At 33.1% G+C, this 20,616-nt stretch carries 14 protein-coding genes; 10 read left to right on the top strand and 4 right to left on the bottom strand.

Annotation, left to right across the window (positions count from 1 at the left end; all coding sequences use genetic code 11):
* Nucleotides 1–64: 64 nt before the first annotated feature.
* On the bottom strand, nucleotides 65–676 hold the full coding sequence (locus JBL43_RS01720; RefSeq protein WP_317193431.1) for a Crp/Fnr family transcriptional regulator: 612 nt from the start codon (nucleotides 674–676) through the stop codon (nucleotides 65–67).
* A gap of 178 nt (nucleotides 677–854) precedes the next feature.
* On the opposite strand from JBL43_RS01720, the gene JBL43_RS01715 reads away from it, so the two are divergent.
* The 10 genes from JBL43_RS01715 to JBL43_RS01670 all read left to right on the top strand — a co-directional run bounded on the left by JBL43_RS01715 (nucleotide 855) and on the right by JBL43_RS01670 (nucleotide 13,404).
* A complete protein-coding gene (locus JBL43_RS01715; RefSeq protein ID WP_198839756.1) occupies nucleotides 855–3,221 on the top strand; it encodes a heavy metal translocating P-type ATPase in 2,367 nt (788 codons plus the stop codon).
* Between the two features lie 98 nt (nucleotides 3,222–3,319).
* The gene (ccoS, locus tag JBL43_RS01710) at nucleotides 3,320–3,520 is read left to right on the top strand and encodes a cbb3-type cytochrome oxidase assembly protein CcoS (protein WP_198839755.1); all 201 of its coding nucleotides are present in this window, start codon (nucleotides 3,320–3,322) and stop codon (nucleotides 3,518–3,520) included.
* Nucleotides 3,521–3,527: 7 nt separating this feature from the next.
* Entirely contained in the window at nucleotides 3,528–5,678 is a 2,151-nt protein-coding gene (gene ccoN, locus JBL43_RS01705) for a cytochrome-c oxidase, cbb3-type subunit I (RefSeq protein WP_198839754.1), read from the top strand.
* Nucleotides 5,679–5,683: 5 nt separating this feature from the next.
* Nucleotides 5,684–5,881, top strand: coding sequence for a CcoQ/FixQ family Cbb3-type cytochrome c oxidase assembly chaperone (locus JBL43_RS01700; protein ID WP_198839753.1), 198 nt, complete (start codon nucleotides 5,684–5,686; stop codon nucleotides 5,879–5,881).
* Nucleotides 5,868–6,512, top strand: a complete 645-nt coding sequence (locus JBL43_RS01695; protein WP_198839752.1) for a cbb3-type cytochrome c oxidase N-terminal domain-containing protein — start codon at nucleotides 5,868–5,870, stop codon at nucleotides 6,510–6,512. Before JBL43_RS01700 ends, JBL43_RS01695 begins: the two co-directional genes overlap by 14 nt.
* A gap of 136 nt (nucleotides 6,513–6,648) precedes the next feature.
* Entirely contained in the window at nucleotides 6,649–8,073 is a 1,425-nt protein-coding gene (gene ccoG / locus JBL43_RS01690) for a cytochrome c oxidase accessory protein CcoG (RefSeq protein WP_198839751.1), read from the top strand.
* 11 nt (nucleotides 8,074–8,084) lie between these two features.
* Nucleotides 8,085–8,537, top strand: coding sequence for a FixH family protein (locus JBL43_RS01685; protein WP_198839750.1), 453 nt, complete (start codon nucleotides 8,085–8,087; stop codon nucleotides 8,535–8,537).
* Nucleotides 8,538–8,594: 57 nt separating this feature from the next.
* Entirely contained in the window at nucleotides 8,595–9,299 is a 705-nt protein-coding gene (locus JBL43_RS01680) for a sulfite exporter TauE/SafE family protein (protein ID WP_198840078.1), read from the top strand.
* 77 nt (nucleotides 9,300–9,376) lie between these two features.
* Nucleotides 9,377–11,950, top strand: coding sequence for a glycoside hydrolase family 3 C-terminal domain-containing protein (locus JBL43_RS01675; RefSeq protein WP_198839749.1), 2,574 nt, complete (start codon nucleotides 9,377–9,379; stop codon nucleotides 11,948–11,950).
* Nucleotides 11,951–12,033: 83 nt separating this feature from the next.
* A complete protein-coding gene (locus tag JBL43_RS01670) occupies nucleotides 12,034–13,404 on the top strand; it encodes an aldehyde dehydrogenase (protein WP_198839748.1) in 1,371 nt (456 codons plus the stop codon).
* Here JBL43_RS01670 and JBL43_RS01665 read toward each other — a convergent pair.
* The 3 genes from JBL43_RS01665 to JBL43_RS01655 all read right to left on the bottom strand — a co-directional run bounded on the left by JBL43_RS01665 (nucleotide 13,388) and on the right by JBL43_RS01655 (nucleotide 20,035).
* A complete protein-coding gene (locus JBL43_RS01665; protein ID WP_198839747.1) occupies nucleotides 13,388–14,353 on the bottom strand; it encodes a tRNA dihydrouridine synthase in 966 nt (321 codons plus the stop codon). The two genes, JBL43_RS01670 and JBL43_RS01665, sit on opposite strands and share 17 nt — an antisense overlap.
* Nucleotides 14,354–14,587: 234 nt before the next feature.
* Nucleotides 14,588–18,781, bottom strand: a complete 4,194-nt coding sequence (locus JBL43_RS01660) for a phosphodiester glycosidase family protein (protein ID WP_198839746.1) — start codon at nucleotides 18,779–18,781, stop codon at nucleotides 14,588–14,590.
* A 9-nt stretch (nucleotides 18,782–18,790) separates the two neighbouring features.
* Nucleotides 18,791–20,035, bottom strand: a complete 1,245-nt coding sequence (locus tag JBL43_RS01655; RefSeq protein ID WP_198839745.1) for a glycosyltransferase — start codon at nucleotides 20,033–20,035, stop codon at nucleotides 18,791–18,793.
* Nucleotides 20,036–20,616: the final 581 nt, after the last annotated feature.

Here is a 20,616-nt window from a genome sequence, read left to right as displayed (position 1 = left end):
AGTATCAATTTAAAAAACTATTTTATTAAAAAAGTGTACAGATATTATTGAAGATTATTATGATCTAGAAGCCTTGTGATAATTTTAATAACCCAACTTCATCTATAACTTTTAATCTTTTACCTGTTAATTCAATAAAACCTTTCTTTTTAAATTCAGATAACAACCGTATTGCTGATTCGGTTGCAGTCCCTACAACACTAGCTATTTCTTCTCTGGTTAGAACAATGTCTAAATAACCATCTTTATCTTCTCCAAAAGTTTCTTTTAAGAAAATCATGGTGTCTGCTAATCTTTCTTTAACACTTTTTTGAGCCATATTAGATAATGATGCGTTTGCATCACGTAAGTCGCCACAAACCGTTTTCATCATATCAAGCGAAAATTTAGGATTTTCCTTAATAGCATCTAAAATTTCTTTTTTAGGTATATAGCAAGCCTCCATGTCTTTTAAAGCAGTAACTGTAAGTGTTACAGGCTCATCACTTAAAATGGAACGATACCCCAACATGTCACCACCTTTCATAAATCTAACTATTTGCTCTTTTCCATTAGCATTTAGTTTAGATAATTTACAAATGCCATGTTTTACGCAATAAACACCATTTATAGCATTACCCTCTTTAAAAATAACGTCACCCTTTTTAAAGTTTAACACATCTTTTTCTTTAGACATCGTTTTTAACTCGTCTGCAGTCAAAGACCTCAGTGTGTTAAATTCACGAATAATACATTGTTGACATTTACTCATAAGAAAGGAATGAATTATTAGACAAATATATCGAAATTATATGACATTTATCATAGACTTGATTAAGTTTGCATATGATCTTTGTGAGTTGATTAGTTAAGTAATGATAAAAGAAAAATGTTTTCACTGTGGAAATGATTGTGGCTCTAAACCAGTGGTTTACGATTCAAAGTGTTTTTGCTGTAACGGTTGTAAAACAGTTTATCAGATTTTTAATGAAAATGATTTAACCTGTTATTACGATTTAGAAAACAATCCTGGTAAAATACCAGAGGAAATAAATGGTAAATACAATTATTTAGATGATGATAAAATTGTAGAAAAACTTTACGATTTTAAAGATGATGCATCGAGTGTCATCACTTTTTATATTCCACATATTCATTGTAGCTCCTGTATTTGGATTTTAGAGAACTTAAATAAGCTCAATCCATCCATAAATTCTTCACAGGTTAATTTTCCGAAAAAGGAAGTTAGAGTAACTTTTAACAGCACTACAATTACCTTAAAAAAAGTAGTAGAGTTATTAAGCTCAATAGGGTACGAACCGCTTATTAGTCTTGAAGACGCTACAGTTAGTAAACGTAAAATAGATAGAACATTAATCTATAAATTAGGTGTTGCAGGTTTTGCTTTTGGTAATATCATGTTATTGTCTTTTCCTGAATATTTTCAATCTGATGAATATTGGTTAGATCGTTATAAACCACTATTTAGGTTGTTGATTTTTGTTATGGTGATTCCCGTAGTGTTTTATTCTGCGAGCGAGTATTTTGTTTCCGCCTACAAAGGGTTAAAACATAAAATTTTAAATATTGATGTACCTATTGTATTAGGTATAGTGGTATTGTTTTTAAGAAGTGCCTATGAAATATTCTTCAATATTGGTCAAGGCTATTTTGACAGCTTAGCGGGATTTGTTTTCTTTTTATTATTGGGTAAAATATTTCAGCAACAAACTTATAGTTTTCTTTCATTTGAACGCGATTATAAATCGTATTTTCCAGTGGCAGTCACAAAAATAGATAAAGATAAAAAGGAAATTAACGTAGCTATTTATGATGTTAAAAAAGGGGATAGGTTATTGATAAGAGACAAGGAGCTAATACCTGCGGATGGTATTTTAATTGCTGGTAATGCAGAGATAGATTATAGTTTTGTAACAGGCGAGTCCTTACCCGTAAACAAAAATTCGGGTGATAAGCTCTTTGCTGGGGGGAAACAACTTTCTGGAGCCATAGAAATGGAAATTTTACAAACCGTATCTCAAAGTTATCTAACGCAGTTATGGAGTAATGATGTGTTTAATACGACTAAAACAAGCGGTATAAAAACGTTAACGGACTCTATTAGTAAACGGTTTACTATAATTGTGTTGGTAATTGCTTTCTTAGCGGGATTATATTGGTATTTTGTTGATGTGAAAATGGTTGCAAATGTAGTTACAGCAGTGCTTATTGTAGCTTGTCCATGTGCGTTGGCTTTATCAGCACCCTTTGCATTAGGTAATATGTTACGCATATTTGGTAGGCAAAAATTGTACCTAAAGAATGTAGATGTCATTGAAAATTTATCTAAAATAGATACTGTTATATTTGATAAAACGGGAACAATCACCAATAGTAAAGCAAAAATTTCCTATCAAGGTGAACCACTTTCAACTCATGAAAATGTTGCTATTAAAAGTGTCTTAAGGTCATCTAACCATCCGCTAAGTAGAATGTTATATGAAGACATACAAGAAGAGGGGATAGAAGAGGTTTCTGATTTTAAACAAGTTATAGGAAAGGGAATAGAAGGAAAAGTTAATGATTTGACCATTAAAATTGGTTCCGCTCAGTTTGTAGATATAGCACCAGAAAACAGCTTACAAACACGATCTTATATCAGTATTGGTGGAAAAGTAAAAGGGAATTTTATTTTTGAAAATTCTTATAGAAAGGGATTGGATGTACTTTTTAATCAATTAAAAGATGATTTTGAACTTGGAATTTTATCGGGTGATAATGATGGTGAAAAAGAGCAGTTACAACTGATGCTTCCTGACAATGCAACCTTAATTTTTAATAAGAAACCTGCCGACAAATTAAAATATATTAAAGATTTACAAGATCAAGGTAAAAATGTATTAATGATTGGTGATGGCTTAAATGATGCAGGTGCATTGGTACAAAGTAACGTCGGTTTAGTGGTGTCTGAAAATATTAATGTATTTTCACCGGCTTCTGATGGCATTGTTGACGCTACTCATTTTGAATTTTTACCTAAATTTCTGAAATTGTCAAAACAAACTCTTAATATCATAAAAATGAGCTTTATAGTTTCAATTCTCTATAATTTTATAGGGATGCTTTTTGCAGTTACAGGTAACTTATCGCCAATTGTTGCGGCTATTTTAATGCCATTAAGTTCTATTACTATTGTAATATTTGTTACATTAGGCACAAATTTAATTGCACATAAAAAATAATTTTTTAAATTTACAATTAATACAAAACATGATAAAAGTCATGTTTTGGAAACAGTGTAATATCTTATTTTTGTGAAAAATTTAACAATAAGCCTTTAATGGATATCATCTTTGTAATGATTGCGGTAAGTATTCTAATTGCTGTAGTCTTCTTTATACTTTTTATTAAATCGGTTAAGTCTGGTCAGTATGATGATATGTATACACCTTCAGTTAGAATGCTTTTTGAAGATGAGTTTGTAAGTGAAGTCCCCAAAGAGCAAAAATCAACGTCAAAATCAATTAATCAAAATCAATAATTAAAGAATGGAAAAAGAACAATTTTATTACGATAACAAAATTGTAAGGATGTTCCTTATTGCTACTGTAGTATGGGGGATTGTAGGTATGACAGTTGGCCTAATGGTTGCTCTCTTATTTAACTTTCCTAATTACATGGAAGGCATTTCTTGGTTAAGTTTTGGTCGTCTAAGACCGTTACATACCAATGCTGTTATCTTCGCTTTTGTGGGTAATAGCTTTTTTATGGGGATGTATTATTCTTTGCAAAGGTTACTTAAAGCTAGAATGTTTAATGACACTTTAAGTAAAATTCACTTTTGGGGTTGGCAATTAATTATTGTTGCTGCTGCTATTACGTTACCATTAGGTTTAACATCTTCTAAAGAATATGCTGAATTAGAATGGCCAATTGATATCGCAATAGCTGTAATATGGGTAATCATGGGTATCAATATGATTGGTACTATTTTAAAAAGACGTCAACGTCATATATATGTAGCCATCTGGTTTTATTTGGCCACATTCGTAACTATTGCTGTACTACATATCTTTAATAATTTAGAATTGCCAGTAAGTGCATTTAAGAGTTATTCTGTATATGCAGGTGTACAAGATGCATTAGTACAATGGTGGTATGGTCATAATGCTGTGGCATTTTTCTTAACCACACCTATTTTAGGTTTGATGTATTATTTTGTACCAAAAGCGGCCAATAGACCTGTATATTCTTATCGACTTTCTATAGTGCATTTTTGGTCACTTATCTTTATTTATATTTGGGCAGGACCACACCATTTATTATATACTGCATTACCAGAATGGGCACAAAATTTAGGTACTGTATTTTCTATTATGTTAATCTTCCCTTCATGGGGTGGTATGATAAACGGTTTGTTAACCTTGCGTGGTGCTTGGGATAAAGTAAGAGAAAATCCTGTTTTAAAATTCTTTGTTGTTGCTATTACAGGTTATGGTATGGCAACTTTTGAAGGACCTATGTTGTCTTTTAAAACGCTTAATGCAATTGGGCATTATACAGATTGGATTGTAGCTCACGTGCATATTGGTACATTAGCATGGAACGGTTTTATGGCGGCAGGTATTATATACTGGTTGGCCACTAAATTATGGAAAACAGAGTTGTACTCTAAAAAACTGGCCAATGCACATTTCTGGATTGGTACATTGGGGATCTTATTTTATGCTATTCCTTTATATGTTGCCGGATTTACACAAGCCTCTATGTGGAAACAATTTAATCCAGATGGTACGTTAGTTTATGGTAACTTTTTAGAAACGGTAACACAAGTTTTACCAATGTATGCCATGCGTGCTTTTGGTGGTACATTGTATTTAACTGGATTCATTTTATTAGCATATAACGTTTATAAAACGGCTAAAGCAGGTTCTAAAGTAGAAGATGAATTGGTAGAAGCTGCACCATTGAAAAAAATAACTACGAGAAGAACTGCAGGAGAAGGATGGCACTCATGGTTAGAAAGAAGAACCATATTATTTACAGTGTTAACTACGTTGGCTATTGCTATTGGAGGAGCCGTTGAAATAATTCCATTGTTAACTATAGACGAGAATATTCCGAAAATTACAAGTGTAAAACCATATACACCATTAGAATTAGAAGGAAGAGATATTTATATTAGAGAAGGTTGTAATAACTGTCACTCGCAAATGATTAGACCATTCCGTTCTGAAGTGGAACGTTATGGTGAATATTCAAAAGCAGGAGAATTTGTATATGACTTCCCATTCCTTTGGGGATCTAAAAGAACAGGTCCTGATGTGCATAGAATTGGAGGTAAGTATAACAACAACTGGCATTTCAACCATATGTTAGATCCTAGATCAACTTCACCTGGTTCAATTATGCCACGTTATTCTTGGATGTATACTGATGATTTGGATACATCTCATACACAAGGTAAAATGGAAGCTATGGTTAAATTAGGGGTTCCTTATTCTCAATCTGAAGTTGATAAAGGGTTGTTCTTATTAAGAAATCAAGCGGAAGAAATTGAAAAGAGTCTGAGACAAGATCCTGAATATGTTAGGAATTATGGTGAAAGTAATATGCAAGACAAAGAAATTATGGCCGTCATTGCCTATTTACAACGTTTAGGTACAGATATTAAAAAGGGTGAAACCGCTGAAAATTAATACATATGTTAAGATATATAAAACACAATTTTGATTCAATGGTAGATATAGAAATCTACCCAATGATATCATTAATCTTATTTTTCGCGGTATTTGTAACCATGCTAGTTCATGTTATGAGAATACCAAAAGAGAGTATTGAAAGTAGTAGTAATTTACCTTTAGAAGAGGACGAAAACAACAACAACCATGAGCAACAATAAGGAAAAATCATTTTGGAGTAATCTTTATCAAAAGCTAACACGAGCTGAAGCTATAGAGAGTGAAGAAGATATCATGACCGATCATGATTATGATGGTATTAGAGAGCTTGATAATGTATTGCCACCATGGTGGTTGGCAGGTTTTTATATTACTATTGCCGTTGGTATATTTTATTATATCATGGTCTTTTTTACTGATAAATATGACCAAAAAGTGGAGTTTGCTAACGCAGTAGCGGAAGGAGACGCGGCTGTTGAACAATATAAACAAGATCATCCTGAATTATATGATGCCGCTAATTTAGTAGCGTTGACTGATGCTGCTAATATACAAAAGGGTAAAGAATTGTTTGCCACAAAAACGTGTACAGCATGTCACTTAGCGGATGCTGGTGGTAGTATTGGACCAAACCTTACGGATGAATATTGGATTTTAGGGGGTGGATTCAAAAACATTATGAATACTCTGGCCAAAGGAGGAAGACCAGGTAAAGGTATGATTGCTTGGGAATCTACGATTAGCTTAGAAGAGAGACAACAATTAGCCAGTTTTATTTTGACATTAAAAGGAACAACACCTGAAAAACCAAAAGCACCAGAGGGTGAGATTTGGAAAGAGGGTGATAAATAATATTACTAACTCAAATTAGTTAAAAATACTTTTATTTGCCTATACTGGTTGTGTAATAAATGTTTCATTCTTGTTCATTTATTGGTAGTAACTTTGTTAGTGTAATTAAAAGTATTTTTTTTTATTTAAAAATCAAATGGCGGAAGAACAGCAAGAAAAATTTAGAGATTCCATAGGTACCATAACAGAAGATGGTAAACGAAATCATATATATCCCAAAAAACCATCCGGAAAATTCACCAATTACAGAACTTATCTGAGTTGGTTTTTATTAGCATTACTGGTTATTGCACCGTTTATTAAAATAAATGGCAACCAGTTTTTGTTATTTAATATTATGGAAGGTAAATACAATATCTTCGGTCAGCCCTTCTGGCCTCAAGATTTTTATTTATTGGTTTTGTCCATGTTGGTAGGCATTGTTTTTATCATTTTATTTACGGTTATTTTTGGTAGAATTTTTTGTGGGTGGATTTGCCCACAAACTATTTTTATGGAAATGGTTTTTCGTAAAATTGAATATTGGATAGAAGGTGATAGAGGGAAACAAATTAGATTAAATAAACAACCTTGGACCGCTGAAAAGATTAGAAAAAAGGTTACGAAATGGATTCTATTCTTCATCATTTCCTTTTTAATAGCCAATGTGTTTTTAGCTTATTTTATTGGTAGTGATGTTTTGTTAAAATACATCACCGGTAATCCATTAGATCACATTGGTACATTAATTAAATTATTAGTATTTACCTTAGTTTTCTTTTTTGTATTTGCTTGGTTTAGAGAGCAAGTATGTATTATAGTTTGTCCTTATGGTAGATTACAAGGGGTTTTACTCGATAGAAAATCTATTGTTGTGGCTTATGATCATAAAAGAGGTGAGGGAGAAGAAGGTAGAAAAAAGTTTAGAAAAAATGAGGATAGAGATGAACTTGGTAATGGCGATTGTATAGATTGTAATCAATGCGTAGTTGTTTGTCCAACGGGTATAGATATCAGAAATGGAACACAATTAGAATGTGTTAATTGTACCGTTTGTATTGATGCCTGTGATGAGGTTATGGATAAAGTAGGTTATGATCCAGGTTTAATTCGTTATGCTTCTGAAGATAATATTACCAATGGTGAAAAATTTAAGTTTAACATTAGAATTAAAGCCTATACAGCGGTTTTAACTATTTTAGTAGCTGTATTAGTTACCTTACTATTTTTAAGGTCAGATATTGAAGCAATTATTTTAAGGTTACCAGGTCAAACCTTTACAACTACTGAAACCACAGTCAGTAATATTTATAATTTTAAATTGATAAACAAAACAGTTAAGGATTTAGATAATGTTGAAATTAAATTGATTTCTCATGCAGGCGAGGTTAGAATTGTAGGTGGTAATAGTAAAGTAGCCAAAGGCGATTTAACAGATGGTACCTTGTTTATTGAAATAGATAAAAAAGATCTAGAATCGTCTAAAGAAAGATTGAAAATAGGTATTTATGCTGATGGTAAATTAATTGAAACGACTTCCACTAATTTCACGGGACCAATGAAGATTAATGAGTTGAATTAAATTGTATAATTATGAAGATAAAAATTAACTGGGGATGGGCAATGGTCATTGCAATGGCTGTATTTATGACTTTTATTTTACAATATGTATATAGAACCTTGACGGATGATACGTTAGAACATCATTTAGTATCAGAAGATTATTATAAGGATGAATTGTACTATCAACATGAGATTGATAAAATGAACAATGCGAGTAAACTTAAAGAGAATTTAGTCGTAGAACGAGGAGATGAAGGTATGCAAGTTACTTTTCCAAGTGATATGGAACAAAGTAAAATTACGGGCATCGTTTATTTTCAAAGACCTTCAGATGATAGAATAGATTTTAAAAAAGAAATTGTTTTAGATAAAAACACCATGCTAGTCGTTGATGATAAACTTATAAACGGTAGGTGGAATGTTAAAGTAGATTGGAAATATAATGATCAGGAATACATGTTTAAAAAGAACCTATTTTATTAATAGTCTGATAATCTAAATTTTCAAAAAACGAATTATAAATAGCTAAAACTAACGTCTATTTTTTACACGGCATTCATACTGGGCTTACTAGGAAGTTTTCACTGCATTGGCATGTGTGGACCCATTGCTTTTGCATTGCCTGTTGATCGGAAAAGCAAACCGAAAATGGTGTTTCAAACCATGCTGTATCATTTCGGCCGCTTATTAACTTATTCTTTAATAGGGGTAATTTTCGGTTTGGTAGGTAAAGGTTTGTATTTGGCTGGTTTTCAGCAACGCTTGTCTATTCTTATTGGTGTTTTAATGATTCTTATGGTATTGGTTCCAATACATATCTTTAATAAGTACAACTTCTCAAAACCAATTTATAAAGGGATTTCATATGTGAGATCTAAGCTAGGATACTATCTAAAAAAACGAACCAACAGTACGTTCTTGTATATTGGCTTTTTTAACGGTTTTTTACCTTGTGGATTAGTTTATATGGCATTGGTAGGTTCAATAGCTACTTCAGGTGCCTTAGAAGGAGCTTTATATATGTTTCTGTTTGGATTGGGTACCGTGCCCATGATGAGTGCAGCCGTATTGGCCGGAAATTTTTTAAAGGGTACCATAAGAGCCAAAATTCAAAAAGCAATTCCTGTTTTTGTTGTACTAATAGGCTTGTTATTCATACTGAGAGGCTTAGGATTAGGTATTCCATATGTTTCTCCATCAGATGTTAAATTACAGATATCAAATAATACCGAAGCTTGCGAGTAAAAATCGCTACACAATCGCAACCATTGTTGCAAAATGTTCCTCATAGTTTACTTTATCATTTCTTTAAATCATTTAAAATGAAAAACATAGTACTTTTTTTATTAGCTTTTATTCCAATAGTGGTTACAGGTCAGCAAGCTAATTACCCTTTTCAAGATCCTACATTAGATGCCCAAGTTAGAGCAGACGACTTATTACAGCGATTGACGTTATCAGAAAAAATTGCACAAATGCAAGATGTCGCTCCAGCAATTGAGAAATTGGGAATTCCAAATTATAACTGGTGGAACGAATGTTTACATGGTGTAGCTCGGGCAGGTAATGCTACTTCTTTTCCGCAAGCTATAGGTATGGCGGCTACTTTTAATGCACCCTTAATTAATGAAGTGGCAAGTGTTATAAGTACGGAAGCAAGAGCTAAATACAATCATAGTATTAAATTGGGACAACACAATCGGTATCAAGGATTGACCATGTGGACTCCAAATATCAATATTTTTAGAGATCCAAGATGGGGGCGTGGTCAAGAAACGTATGGAGAAGATCCTTATTTGACTTCACGGATGGGTGTTGCTTTTGTAACAGGATTACAAGGTGATAATCCTGATTATTTTAAAGTTATTGCTACACCCAAACATTTTGCAGTACATAGCGGTCCTGAACATAACAGACATAGTTTTGATGCGTATACCGATAAAAAGGATTTATGGGAGACTTATTTACCTGCTTTCGAAGCCACCGTTGTTGAAGGTAAGGCGTTTTCAGTGATGTCAGCGTATAATCGGTATTTGGGTTCTTCAGCTACGGCCAGTAAATTATTGTTAAATGATATTTTAAGAGATAAATGGGGCTTTAAAGGGTATGTAGTATCTGATTGTGGAGCGGTTCAAGATATTTATGAATATCATAAAATAGTGGAAACAGCGGAAGAAGCTTCGGCATTAGCGGTAAAAGCGGGTTGCGATTTAAATTGTGGTAATACGTATGCTTATTTAGAAAAAGCCTTAGAAAAAGGCTTGATTACAGAAAAAGAAATTGATATCGCTTTAAGAAGGTTAATCATTGCTAAAATTAAATTAGGAATGTTAAATCCTGCTGGACAAACACCATTTTTAGATATTTCTGATGCTGCATTGGAGTCAGAAGCACATCAGCAACTGGCGTTGAAAACAGCACGAGAATCAATGGTGTTGCTAAAAAATGAAAATAATACATTACCACTCTCAAAAAAGAGTAAAATCATCACTGTCATCGGACCCAATGCTAATGATCGTCATTTTGTGTTAGGAAATTATTTTGGTACCCCAACGTATTCAAAAACAATTTTAGAAGCGGTGAAGGATAAAGTATCTAAAAAAACAAAGGTGCATTATTTTAAAGGGGTAAATCTAGCAGATGATAAGACTGTTTTTGATGTTATTGGTAAAGAAAGTTATCACGGAAAAATAAAGGTAGAATACTACACCAACTCAAAATTAGAAGATGCCCCTGCTGTTGTACAAACGGAAGATCGTATTGATTTTGACTGGGGTGGAGCGGCACCTGTTGACGTACTAGAACCTGGAAATTTTTCAATTCGTTATTCTGGAATTATAAAACCTGATTTTACAGGAGAGGTTTCTTTAAATGTATTGAAAAGTGGTGGTACTTATAAGCTAATGATAGATGGAAAGGAGTTACTTGAAAGTACTAATGAGAATGAAACAGAAGCAACACCGCAATCATTTTTTGTTAAAAAGAATACGAAATACAATCTTGTTTTAGAGTATAAATGTACAAACCCATGGTTGGCATCGTTACAATTATTATGGGATGTTGAGCACAGACAAGGTAAAGAAAAGATGATGCAAAAAGTGAATGAAAGTGATGCCGTTATTTTTGTAGGCGGTATTTCAGCACGTGTGGAAGGAGAAGAAATGCCCGTAGATATTGAAGGATTTTATAAAGGAGATAGAACAAATCTAAAATTGCCAAAAGTACAGCATGAGTTGCTAAAGGAGTTGAATGCAACAGGTAAACCTGTTGTTTTTGTATTGACTGCAGGTAGTGCCATGGCAATTAATTGGGAACAGGAAAATTTGCCTGCTATTTTAAATGTATGGTATCCCGGACAAGGTGGAGGTGAAGCAACGGCTGATATACTTTTTGGAGATTTTAATCCCTCAGGTAAATTGCCGGTAACATTTTACAAATCAGTAGATGATTTACCACCATTTGAAGACTATCATATGAAAGGGCGTACCTACCGTTATTTTAACGGAGAGGCTTTATATCCTTTTGGTTACGGATTAAGCTATACAAATTTCACCTATTCAACACCGAAATTGGAAAAAATGACCATGACTAAAGACGGCGTTAACAACGTCAGTGTAACGGTTACAAATTCAGGTAATTTAGACGGTGAAACGGTAGTTCAATTGTATATAAACGACAAAGAAGCGAGTGTAGCTACGCCCTTAAAATCTTTAAAAGGTTTTCAAAAAATATTTTTGAAAAAAGGAGCATCACAAACTGTCGAATTTGAAATTAATTCTAAAGATTTATCTATTTTTAATATGAACGGTGAGTCTTTTATAGAGGCTGGTGTTTTTGAAGTGTTTGTTGGCGATAGCTCAGCAACCACAAATAAGGTGGAATTAGAGGTAAATTAATGTCTAGATTTCATATTTGAATACAAGGCATAGGTTTCGACCTTTTTATGTCTTATTTTTGATGTATTAGAAGATAAGCTATAATGATCAAAGATATAATACAACAGCAGCGAAGTTTTTTTAAAACGCAACAATCAAAGGAGGTTTTATTTAGAAAGAAAGCTCTAAAGCGGTTACGACAAGAAATCGTAAATCGTGAAGATGACATTTGCGATGCGTTATATGCTGATTTTAAGAAACCAAGGTTTGAAACCTTGGCGGCAGAAACGCAATTTGTGTTGGCTGAACTAAAACATGTACTTAAAAATATTGATGAATGGGCTAGTCCCGAAAGAGTCGATTCTAGCTGGATGAATTGGCCATCTGCTGATTTTATTTACAAAGAACCTTATGGATCAGTACTCATTATTGCTCCATGGAACTATCCTTTTCAATTGGCTATTGCTCCTTTAATCGGTGCTATAGCAGCGGGTAATACTGCCGTGGTAAAACCCTCAGAGGTTACACCTAATACTGCAGCAATTGTTTCAGAAATTATCAACGCTGTTTTTGATTCCAGGCATGTTACTGTTGTGGAAGGTGGCGTGGAAGTATCTCAACAATTACTAGCCGAAAAATGGGATGCTATCTTTTTTACAGGAAGTAGTAATGTTGGTCAAATTGTTTATGAAAGTGCCGCAAAACATCTAACTCCAGTTACCTTAGAATTAGGAGGTAAAAATCCCTGTATTGTAGATGAAACGGCATCTATAGCATTGGCGGCAAAACGTATTGTGTGGGGTAAGTTTTTAAATGCAGGTCAAACGTGTATTGCAACCGATTATATTTTAGTGCATGAAAATGTAAAAGATAAATTGATTAAAGCATTAGAACAGAGTATTACCAAGTGTTATGGAGAAAATGTAGAAGCCTCTCCAGATTTTGCACGTATAGTCAACCAAAAGCATTTTACACGACTTAAAGAAATGCTTGACGGTGAAGAAAAACTTTTTGGAGGAAAGCATAATGTTGCAGATAATTTTTTAGCACCAACCTTAGTAAATGAGTCCAAATTAGACAGTAAATTAATGGCGGGTGAAATTTTCGGACCTATACTCCCCATCATTTCTTATCAAACCTTTGAAGATATAGAACAGTATATTAGTAATTATGAAAAACCATTGGCTACTTATGTTTTTTCAACGAACAAAAAATTTCAAAAAAGAATAATTACTACGTTTAGTTTTGGAGGTGGTGCCATCAATGATACTGTAATTCAAATTACAAACAAACGATTGCCTTTTGGAGGTGTGGGGCAAAGTGGAATCGGAGCATACCACGGTAAAGAATCATTTGATGTTTTTTCACATCAAAAAGCAATTATTAAAAAAGCGAATTGGTTTGATGCTCCATTGCGTTATCCGCCCTATAATTTATCCATGAAGATTGTAAAGAAAATTAAGCATCTTTTTTAATCTTCATTTCTGCATTTAAAATTTGGTTAACGGCTGTCCTATATTTAACAGGGTTGGTTGCCTTTTTTATGGCTTTGTAGGTTTTCTTTGGGTTTGATGTAGCTTGTGAAAAGAACTCCCAAAAACCAAGCATTTTCATTTTTATAGGTGTAGGTCCAGACAGGTATTCATCATATTGCTGATAAATAGTATCATGAAATTCTGAAAAAATAGACCATCGATCTGTTGGATATTCCGTGGTGTTATTTTTTATCATACTCGGTAAAAATGGATCAGCAATTAAGCCACGTCCCATCATAAAATGATCTATAGATGGAAAGCGTTGTTGAATGGCTTTAAATGAAGCAACACTCGTTATATCTCCGTTATAGTATAATTTATGTTTGGTGCTGCTGATGCATTTTTCAAAAGCATCTAAATCAACAGGGCCTTTGTAAAGTTGCTTTCCAATTCTTGCATGTATGGCAATATTTTTAAGCGGATATTGATCTAAAATAGGAAAGGCATCGAGAATTTCTTCAGCGTTTTCGTAACCCATTCTCATCTTCATAGAAACGACTATATCTGACTCATTATGTGCTTTGTGTAAAACTTCATTAATTCTGTCAGGATTACAAATTAATCCAGAACCCATTCCCGATTTAGTAACCATAGGATATGGGCAACCTAAATTCCAATTTAGTTCTTTGTAGCCTAAACTTTGCACGTATTTAATCACATATAAAAACTCATCAGGGTCATTAGTCATTACTTGCGGAATCACTTCTAACGTCGTGTTGTTTTCTGGTGCTAAATCGTTCTGATACGATTGCTTAATTTTTAGCTTTCCATTCAGCCGAATATAAGGAGCATAAAAAGTATCAATACCCCCAAAGTAATGGTTAAAAGCATTACGAAACCTGAAGTCTGTAAAACCTTGTAAAGGTGATGAAAGTAGAGTAGAAGCCATCTGCGTATTTAGTTGGGCAAATATAAGCTAATTGGTTGATGGTTTCCTAGAGTTTAAATTTTGTTGTTGTAAGCAATCCGCAAGCGTAATTTTAAGCTCTAATGCACTACAAACAACAGCAATGCTGTTTGAAGTATACTTAGCTTTATGACTGTTTACCAAAATTTAAACCCGCTTTTTGATGAAGCGAGTCTTAATTAATATGCTTTCAGATTTTATTACTATGTGCAACATTTAGTCTTCAATCCATCCCATAATGGCGTTGGCAACAAACCGAGGTTCTGGTGGTAATGAGATAATGTCTTCCTCGTAATTCTTATTGTAGGGTGAAATATTCATAATTTCTCCATCAACAACCAAGGTGCTACTTCCTCCTGGATCAAAGCCCATGGCTTTATCCATTCCATATTTTAAAAGAATGTCTACCATATCAAAATGTGTTGCTCCTACAGACTCTCTAATACGTCCATTTACCATAAGCACCATTAGTTTACCTTCTTTGGTAATACCCACGGCTATTTTAGGCCCACGCATATCTGTAAAGTCTAATCGAGCTGCTTGTGTTTTAATAGAGTTTGATGTTTTCCAACCTTCATCTTCCATATTTAAAATTTGCTTTCCTCCATCAATTAGCATCGGTCCGGCTTCAATAGCATAAGAAATCTGATCCCAATTATAAGGATTGGTTTCAGGTTCTAATAACTGAATATCTAAGGGCTTTCCTTCTTTAAAAATGTCTTTTGAAAACAATTGTAAAGGAATGGAGAGTGTAATACCTACTGGAATTATCGGGACTACTTCTTTAGGTTTCGTTTCAATAATTTGTTTAACGGTATGGCCAGCAATTCTCACAATAACATTGCCGTTACCTTCTATGGTCTCATCTGTATACGATAAATCATAAAAGCAAGGTGCTGTGTCACTGTGTTTGTTATACTGGCTAGCAGCAAACAATAACTTTTCTTGTTTTCCTTTTACAATAAAACCAGCCTTACTATTTACTTTCCGAATATCTACATCGCCATTTTTATAGATGATAAAAGCAGGTTTATTAAAAAGCGGTGGACAAAACACCTTATTGTTCATTATTAAAAGGCCTAATGGTGAGCCAATGTACGTTTCTGGCAAGCCTAACTTACCTACTAATTCAGGATTTAAAATATAGCCACCATTCCAAGCCAATTCAATCTTATTTGGGTTTTTACTTTTCTTTTGATACTCCTTAACGAGAGAAGGTACATTTTTAGGCTCTTTGTTGGCAATATGTGCTGCGAATTTCCATTGGTATTTTTTGGTATCAATTTCCGCCAATACGCCACTCCAAGGTAAACCATCTTCATACACACCTCCAGCAAATGAAGATTTTACTTTTTCAACAGTTGTAGTCTCTTTTAAACTGGTCTCTATGTGTTCTAATAACTTCTTTATTGGGGTACCATTTTCAATAGCATCTTTAGAGATTATAGCATACAATTCCTTTTCACCAAGTTTATTTTTAAGTGTTTGAAACAAATCACTTTTTAAAACGATATCAAAATCTTTCGCGGTTTGAATAGGGGTAGGAAATGCTAAAGTAGTACGTACTGCAGCAGGAACAAACTGTATGAATCCGCTATCTTTAGGAATACCCATAATTTTAGCAGTCATTTGATGCATTACTTTACCAATATGAAAATGATCAATTTCAATAATGTCAGTCATCATTGCGGCATACTCACCATTGGTAATTATAAAACCGTTAGCTTCTTTAATGTTACGCAATATTTTAATTGCTTTTGCACCCATTTGTGGAAAATGAACACCTTCAGACCATTGTTTTGTTTCTATGATTTGTACAACGCCTGACTTAAATAATAAACCAAGCTCGGGCTCTTTCTCGCTTTCTAAATACTCTTTAATATTGGCATTAGAAAACCATTTTGTAATTCTTGGTTCATGTATAAAAATATACACCTTTTCTAAGTGTTGTCCTTTTTCTTTAAGGACTTCAGCGGTAAGTTCTTCTTCTATTTTAAGCTTGAGTTGTGCACGAATAGGTTGTAATACAAAATATTCTAATTCATGTTTAATAAAACGTCCTGGGAAATATCCTTTTGGGACATTATTTTTTAATTTTTGGGTTAAAATTTTTCGATCGTCAATACCTAAATATTTACTGTTGGTCAATTGAAATAAAGCCAACTCCCAATCGGCAAAAAATTGCGGAGCTAATGTTAAATCGGGTAAGTTTTCTGGTTTAAAAATATCACTATAAATCATGTTTACTAAACCCGTAACTTCTTGATAAGTAAAATCTTGATAGGCATACTTTTTTTTGTTTCTATGTCTGTATGCTAAGGCATGATCATGTCTAATCGCAAATTCTCCATCAACATATTTAAAAATATCATCAATGGCATTATAATACTTATGAATCAGTTTTAAGTCGGTGTTAACAAGGTCAGGAATATCATTTTCCATCATTCGAGCATAACTCATCACCATTCCTTTTATAAGTTGTTCTTCAACTCTAAAAAAACTTGGATCAATTAATGATTTTAAATACGTCATAAAAGACAACCTACCATAACCAGGTAAATAATGCCTCGCTTCTTTATTGAGTAGAGCATGTAAGTCGTCGTTTTCAAAACTGACCATCTCTTTGTAATCTTTCAATAAATCAACGACTTGACCATTAACATTATTTGATATTGCACCTAACTGTAAATGCATTCTACCAAGAATATATTGCATGTTTTTTTGTAAGGCTTCTAAACTGTAACGTTTATTTATAACACTTCTATTATGTGTTACATCAACCATTCTATTTTGAGGATAAAAAACGTGATCACAAATACTTTCTGCTAGTTTTTTAGGAACCTTAGACCCTTTAAATTCAAGTACATTTAAACGTAGCGATTTATCTAAATGACGACCAATAACTTCGTCATACACTTCTCTTGGTTCGTATTGTCTACAAAATATAGGCGTACCACATGCGGCTGCTTCAATAATAGGTAAGCCTCTACCTTCAGTTTGACTGGGTAATAAAATTAATGAGGCTACATCGTAAAGTTGCTCAATGTCTAATGGTTTTTTATATTTTTTCTTAAAATCATTTTTATCAAATTCACTAAATAAAAAACCGAGAAGTACTCTAGATTTAAATTCTTTAGGAAGCTCTTTTAGAAAGTTTTTAAAATCGGTTTTCAAGTCTTGATAATAATGCTGTTGCCCATGAGGAATGGGACCAGATACTATTAAGGATAATTTTAATTGCGGATTTGTAATAAATTTATCAGCCCACGAATCATAAGAAAATAAGCGTTTAATCAGCTTGAAATTAAGCTCAATAGATTTTCTACTTATAATCCGTGTAGGTTGTAAAAAAATGATATTATTATTTACGAAATCGAATTTCCGAATCGTTTTATGACCTAATAATATAGGTTTTAAAGAGCGTTGGCTATCGGTATGATTAGCGGCCGTATGTACGGTAATGGTCTCTTTTTTATTGGCAAAAATAGAGGAGACTTGCATAAACGCTTTGATAATATCACGCTTACTCATTTGATGCATTTTCGTATCTACCGCCGTACCTAATAAAGCAACATTTGCGGGATTATGACCATTGATATCAATGAGATGATTTTGCTGTATTTTATTAATATTTACGTTCATCCAAGAGCGACTTTCCCATGGATAGATCATTTCAATAATAGAGAAAAACTCACCCACATGTGCATTGTGGAAAAAGAAATCTCTCGGGCCTTTTTTTAAGCCTTTCTTTTTAATATCAATAGCTCTATTACCGCCTTCCCAATAAAAATCGTGATTGTTATTAATAACAGGTATGCCTAAATATTCTGAAATTAACACGGTAGCCAATGCCAATGAAACATTACCAGGGTTAGAACATACATTGATTAAATACAACATTGAAATATCGTTCTCTTCAATATAACTTCCCAGTTTTTCTACCAATACTAGCACTTCATTCCAAAACTTACCAATAAGGTTATTATATTCTTCACTACCACGTTCCATTTTTATTCTAAAGAAATCGTCATATAAAGGCCAAGCATCAAAAGCTTCCATTTCTGGAATCACTTTTCTTGAGGCATCTTTCGGTATTAATTCATCTGCCTCTTGCTTTATATCTCCAGCAATAAAATGAATAGGAATGTTGGGATAGATTTTTTTAAAGGTTTTAGCATACTTTTCTGTTTCTACAGTTATGCCGTCTATGGTGAAGTAAAAGGTTAAAAAAGCAATGCCTCCTTTTTCAATATTAGCATCAAATGCAGGAAGGTCACCTTTAAAGGCTGATGTTGAATTTTGTTCTTTAAATTTATCAATAAATAAACCAAGATCAAACCAAGTATTTATTTTTTCGTTTTTAAGTTTTTTTAATATTGTAGTGATTTTCTTTGTGTTAGTTTTAATCATTTATAGTTTTTAAAATGTAAATAGGTTGTTTAATTTTTCTTCTAAGACATCAAAAGAAAAGTATTTTTTACCGAGGTTAAAATTGTATTCTCCAATTTCTAAACAGCGTTTGGGGTTGTAAATGATGTCAGACATTTGTTGCACATTTTTGTTGGTGAGTATACCATCTTCTGTCATCACAGTTTCGAAGCCTTTATTGCCAATATCTTGCATGTATACAGGTTTATAGTTGTTTACAAATATGGGTTTTTTAGCAAGTACGCATTCTACAAAGGCGTTTCCGAAGCCTTCATACGTACTAAAATAAGTACAGGCTCTACCATGAGCATATACATCAGATAAATCTTTATGGTCTAACACTTTGTGTGCCGCAAATATGACTTGACTAGCTAAATTTAATTCATGAATCTGATCGATTAATTCATTGTAATATTCTTTATTTTCATCATCGTTATTGTTACCCGTAATTACCAATTTAAGCTTTTTGTCGTCTAGCTTATCAATTAATGAAATGGCGGTTTCAATACCTTTACGCCTTACAATACGAGTTACTTGTAATAAGGCAATTTCATCTTGTGTAATGCCCAAATCTTTAAGGAAGAACTGATTTTCTTCAGTAGGGAGACCATACACACGATTAAAATCCATTACGTTGGGCACCAATGTGGCGTCAATATTAAATCTGTTTTTAAAGGTTTCTACACCAAAAGTATTAATGACAGCGTGTTTAACATTAGGCAGTAGTAACGGAAAGTTATCATCTACATATTGATTAATTTCAGGATGAGCGGAAACGTAACGCTCACCGCGTTCCCAATGAAAATCATGATCGTGAGTTACAATAGGTAAGCCGGTTTTTAAAATCAGTTTTTTAATGGCAACGCCCATAGATAAATGACAGGGTAGTGCGGAAGCATTTTCTGAGAGTATGGCTTCTATCTTTTTATCTTTAACCCATTGAAGCATGGCTTCGTAAATCATATTAGAAGCGTCTTCAACATGCTCTATGAGTGGAGCAGGGTCTTTGTCGGGTTCATAAAAAGCTTTTCGCTGGCCCCATTCCGCTTCAACTGAAAAAAATGATAAGGCAGGGAAAAGATAATCATGTTCATAGTCCATATTCCAAGACTCAAATTCACCTGACATAATAAATACTTCATGTCCTAATTTTTTTAATACATCTATCCACTTTTCTGTTTCAAGAGCTACACCATCTACACCACCAATTCTACCAATAATAATACCTATTCGCATGTAAAATATATATAAGTTCGTAAACCTAAAGATACATTTTATTATAAAAGATGAGGTGTTTAGAAGGGTTATGTTTGGTGAATTACCAGTTTAAAAATATTTGTAATATTTAATTATGGCTTCAAGAATTTAGGTTGGTTATTTTGAGATATTGATAACTCTAAAAATTACTAGATTATAGTATTTGGTCTTTTTGTACTCTTTTTACCGTATAATTTTTAGTAAAATGTAAAGAAATAGGAGACTAAAAAAGACTCTATTTTATCAAAATAAGAGGTGATAATGTGAAAAATTAAAGCTCAAAATACCAAATAATAGTATTTTGAGCCTAGAGTAATAGTGCACAAATTTAATGAAGGAATTGTTTGTTTTTTAGCTCAGTTCTTCTTAAGTGCAAAACAAGGTGGTAATCTAGTTGAAAAAAATTATAGGGTCTCTTAAAATAGCTACAATCAAGCCGATTATTTGTTCAATATGTCATTTTTGATGCTTGTGCAACGATTACCTTTGTTGTGTGGCGTTTTATGTCGATTTAAAACACATCATAAAATTCAAAACAAAATTGATTCAGTATTTTTTTT

It is taken from the genome of Aureibaculum flavum, assembly GCF_016406085.1.
GTDB classification, from domain to species: Bacteria; Bacteroidota; Bacteroidia; order Flavobacteriales; family Flavobacteriaceae; genus Aureibaculum; species Aureibaculum flavum.
The sequence above is the reverse complement of the archived record's forward strand: the minus strand, read 5'-3'. Positions and strand labels throughout refer to the sequence as shown.

Coding starts and splice junctions, on each gene's coding strand:
- JBL43_RS01720 (WP_317193431.1), bottom strand. CDS start 676: ATGTCTAAAGAAAAAGATGTGTTAAACTTTAAAAAGGGTGACGTTATT.
- JBL43_RS01715 (WP_198839756.1), top strand. CDS start 855: ATGATAAAAGAAAAATGTTTTCACTGTGGAAATGATTGTGGCTCTAAA.
- ccoS (WP_198839755.1), top strand. CDS start 3,320: ATGGATATCATCTTTGTAATGATTGCGGTAAGTATTCTAATTGCTGTA.
- ccoN (WP_198839754.1), top strand. CDS start 3,528: ATGGAAAAAGAACAATTTTATTACGATAACAAAATTGTAAGGATGTTC.
- JBL43_RS01700 (WP_198839753.1), top strand. CDS start 5,684: ATGTTAAGATATATAAAACACAATTTTGATTCAATGGTAGATATAGAA.
- JBL43_RS01695 (WP_198839752.1), top strand. CDS start 5,868: ATGAGCAACAATAAGGAAAAATCATTTTGGAGTAATCTTTATCAAAAG.
- ccoG (WP_198839751.1), top strand. CDS start 6,649: ATGGCGGAAGAACAGCAAGAAAAATTTAGAGATTCCATAGGTACCATA.
- JBL43_RS01685 (WP_198839750.1), top strand. CDS start 8,085: ATGAAGATAAAAATTAACTGGGGATGGGCAATGGTCATTGCAATGGCT.
- JBL43_RS01675 (WP_198839749.1), top strand. CDS start 9,377: ATGAAAAACATAGTACTTTTTTTATTAGCTTTTATTCCAATAGTGGTT.
- JBL43_RS01670 (WP_198839748.1), top strand. CDS start 12,034: ATGATCAAAGATATAATACAACAGCAGCGAAGTTTTTTTAAAACGCAA.
- JBL43_RS01665 (WP_198839747.1), bottom strand. CDS start 14,353: ATGGCTTCTACTCTACTTTCATCACCTTTACAAGGTTTTACAGACTTC.
- JBL43_RS01660 (WP_198839746.1), bottom strand. CDS start 18,781: ATGATTAAAACTAACACAAAGAAAATCACTACAATATTAAAAAAACTT.
- JBL43_RS01655 (WP_198839745.1), bottom strand. CDS start 20,035: ATGCGAATAGGTATTATTATTGGTAGAATTGGTGGTGTAGATGGTGTA.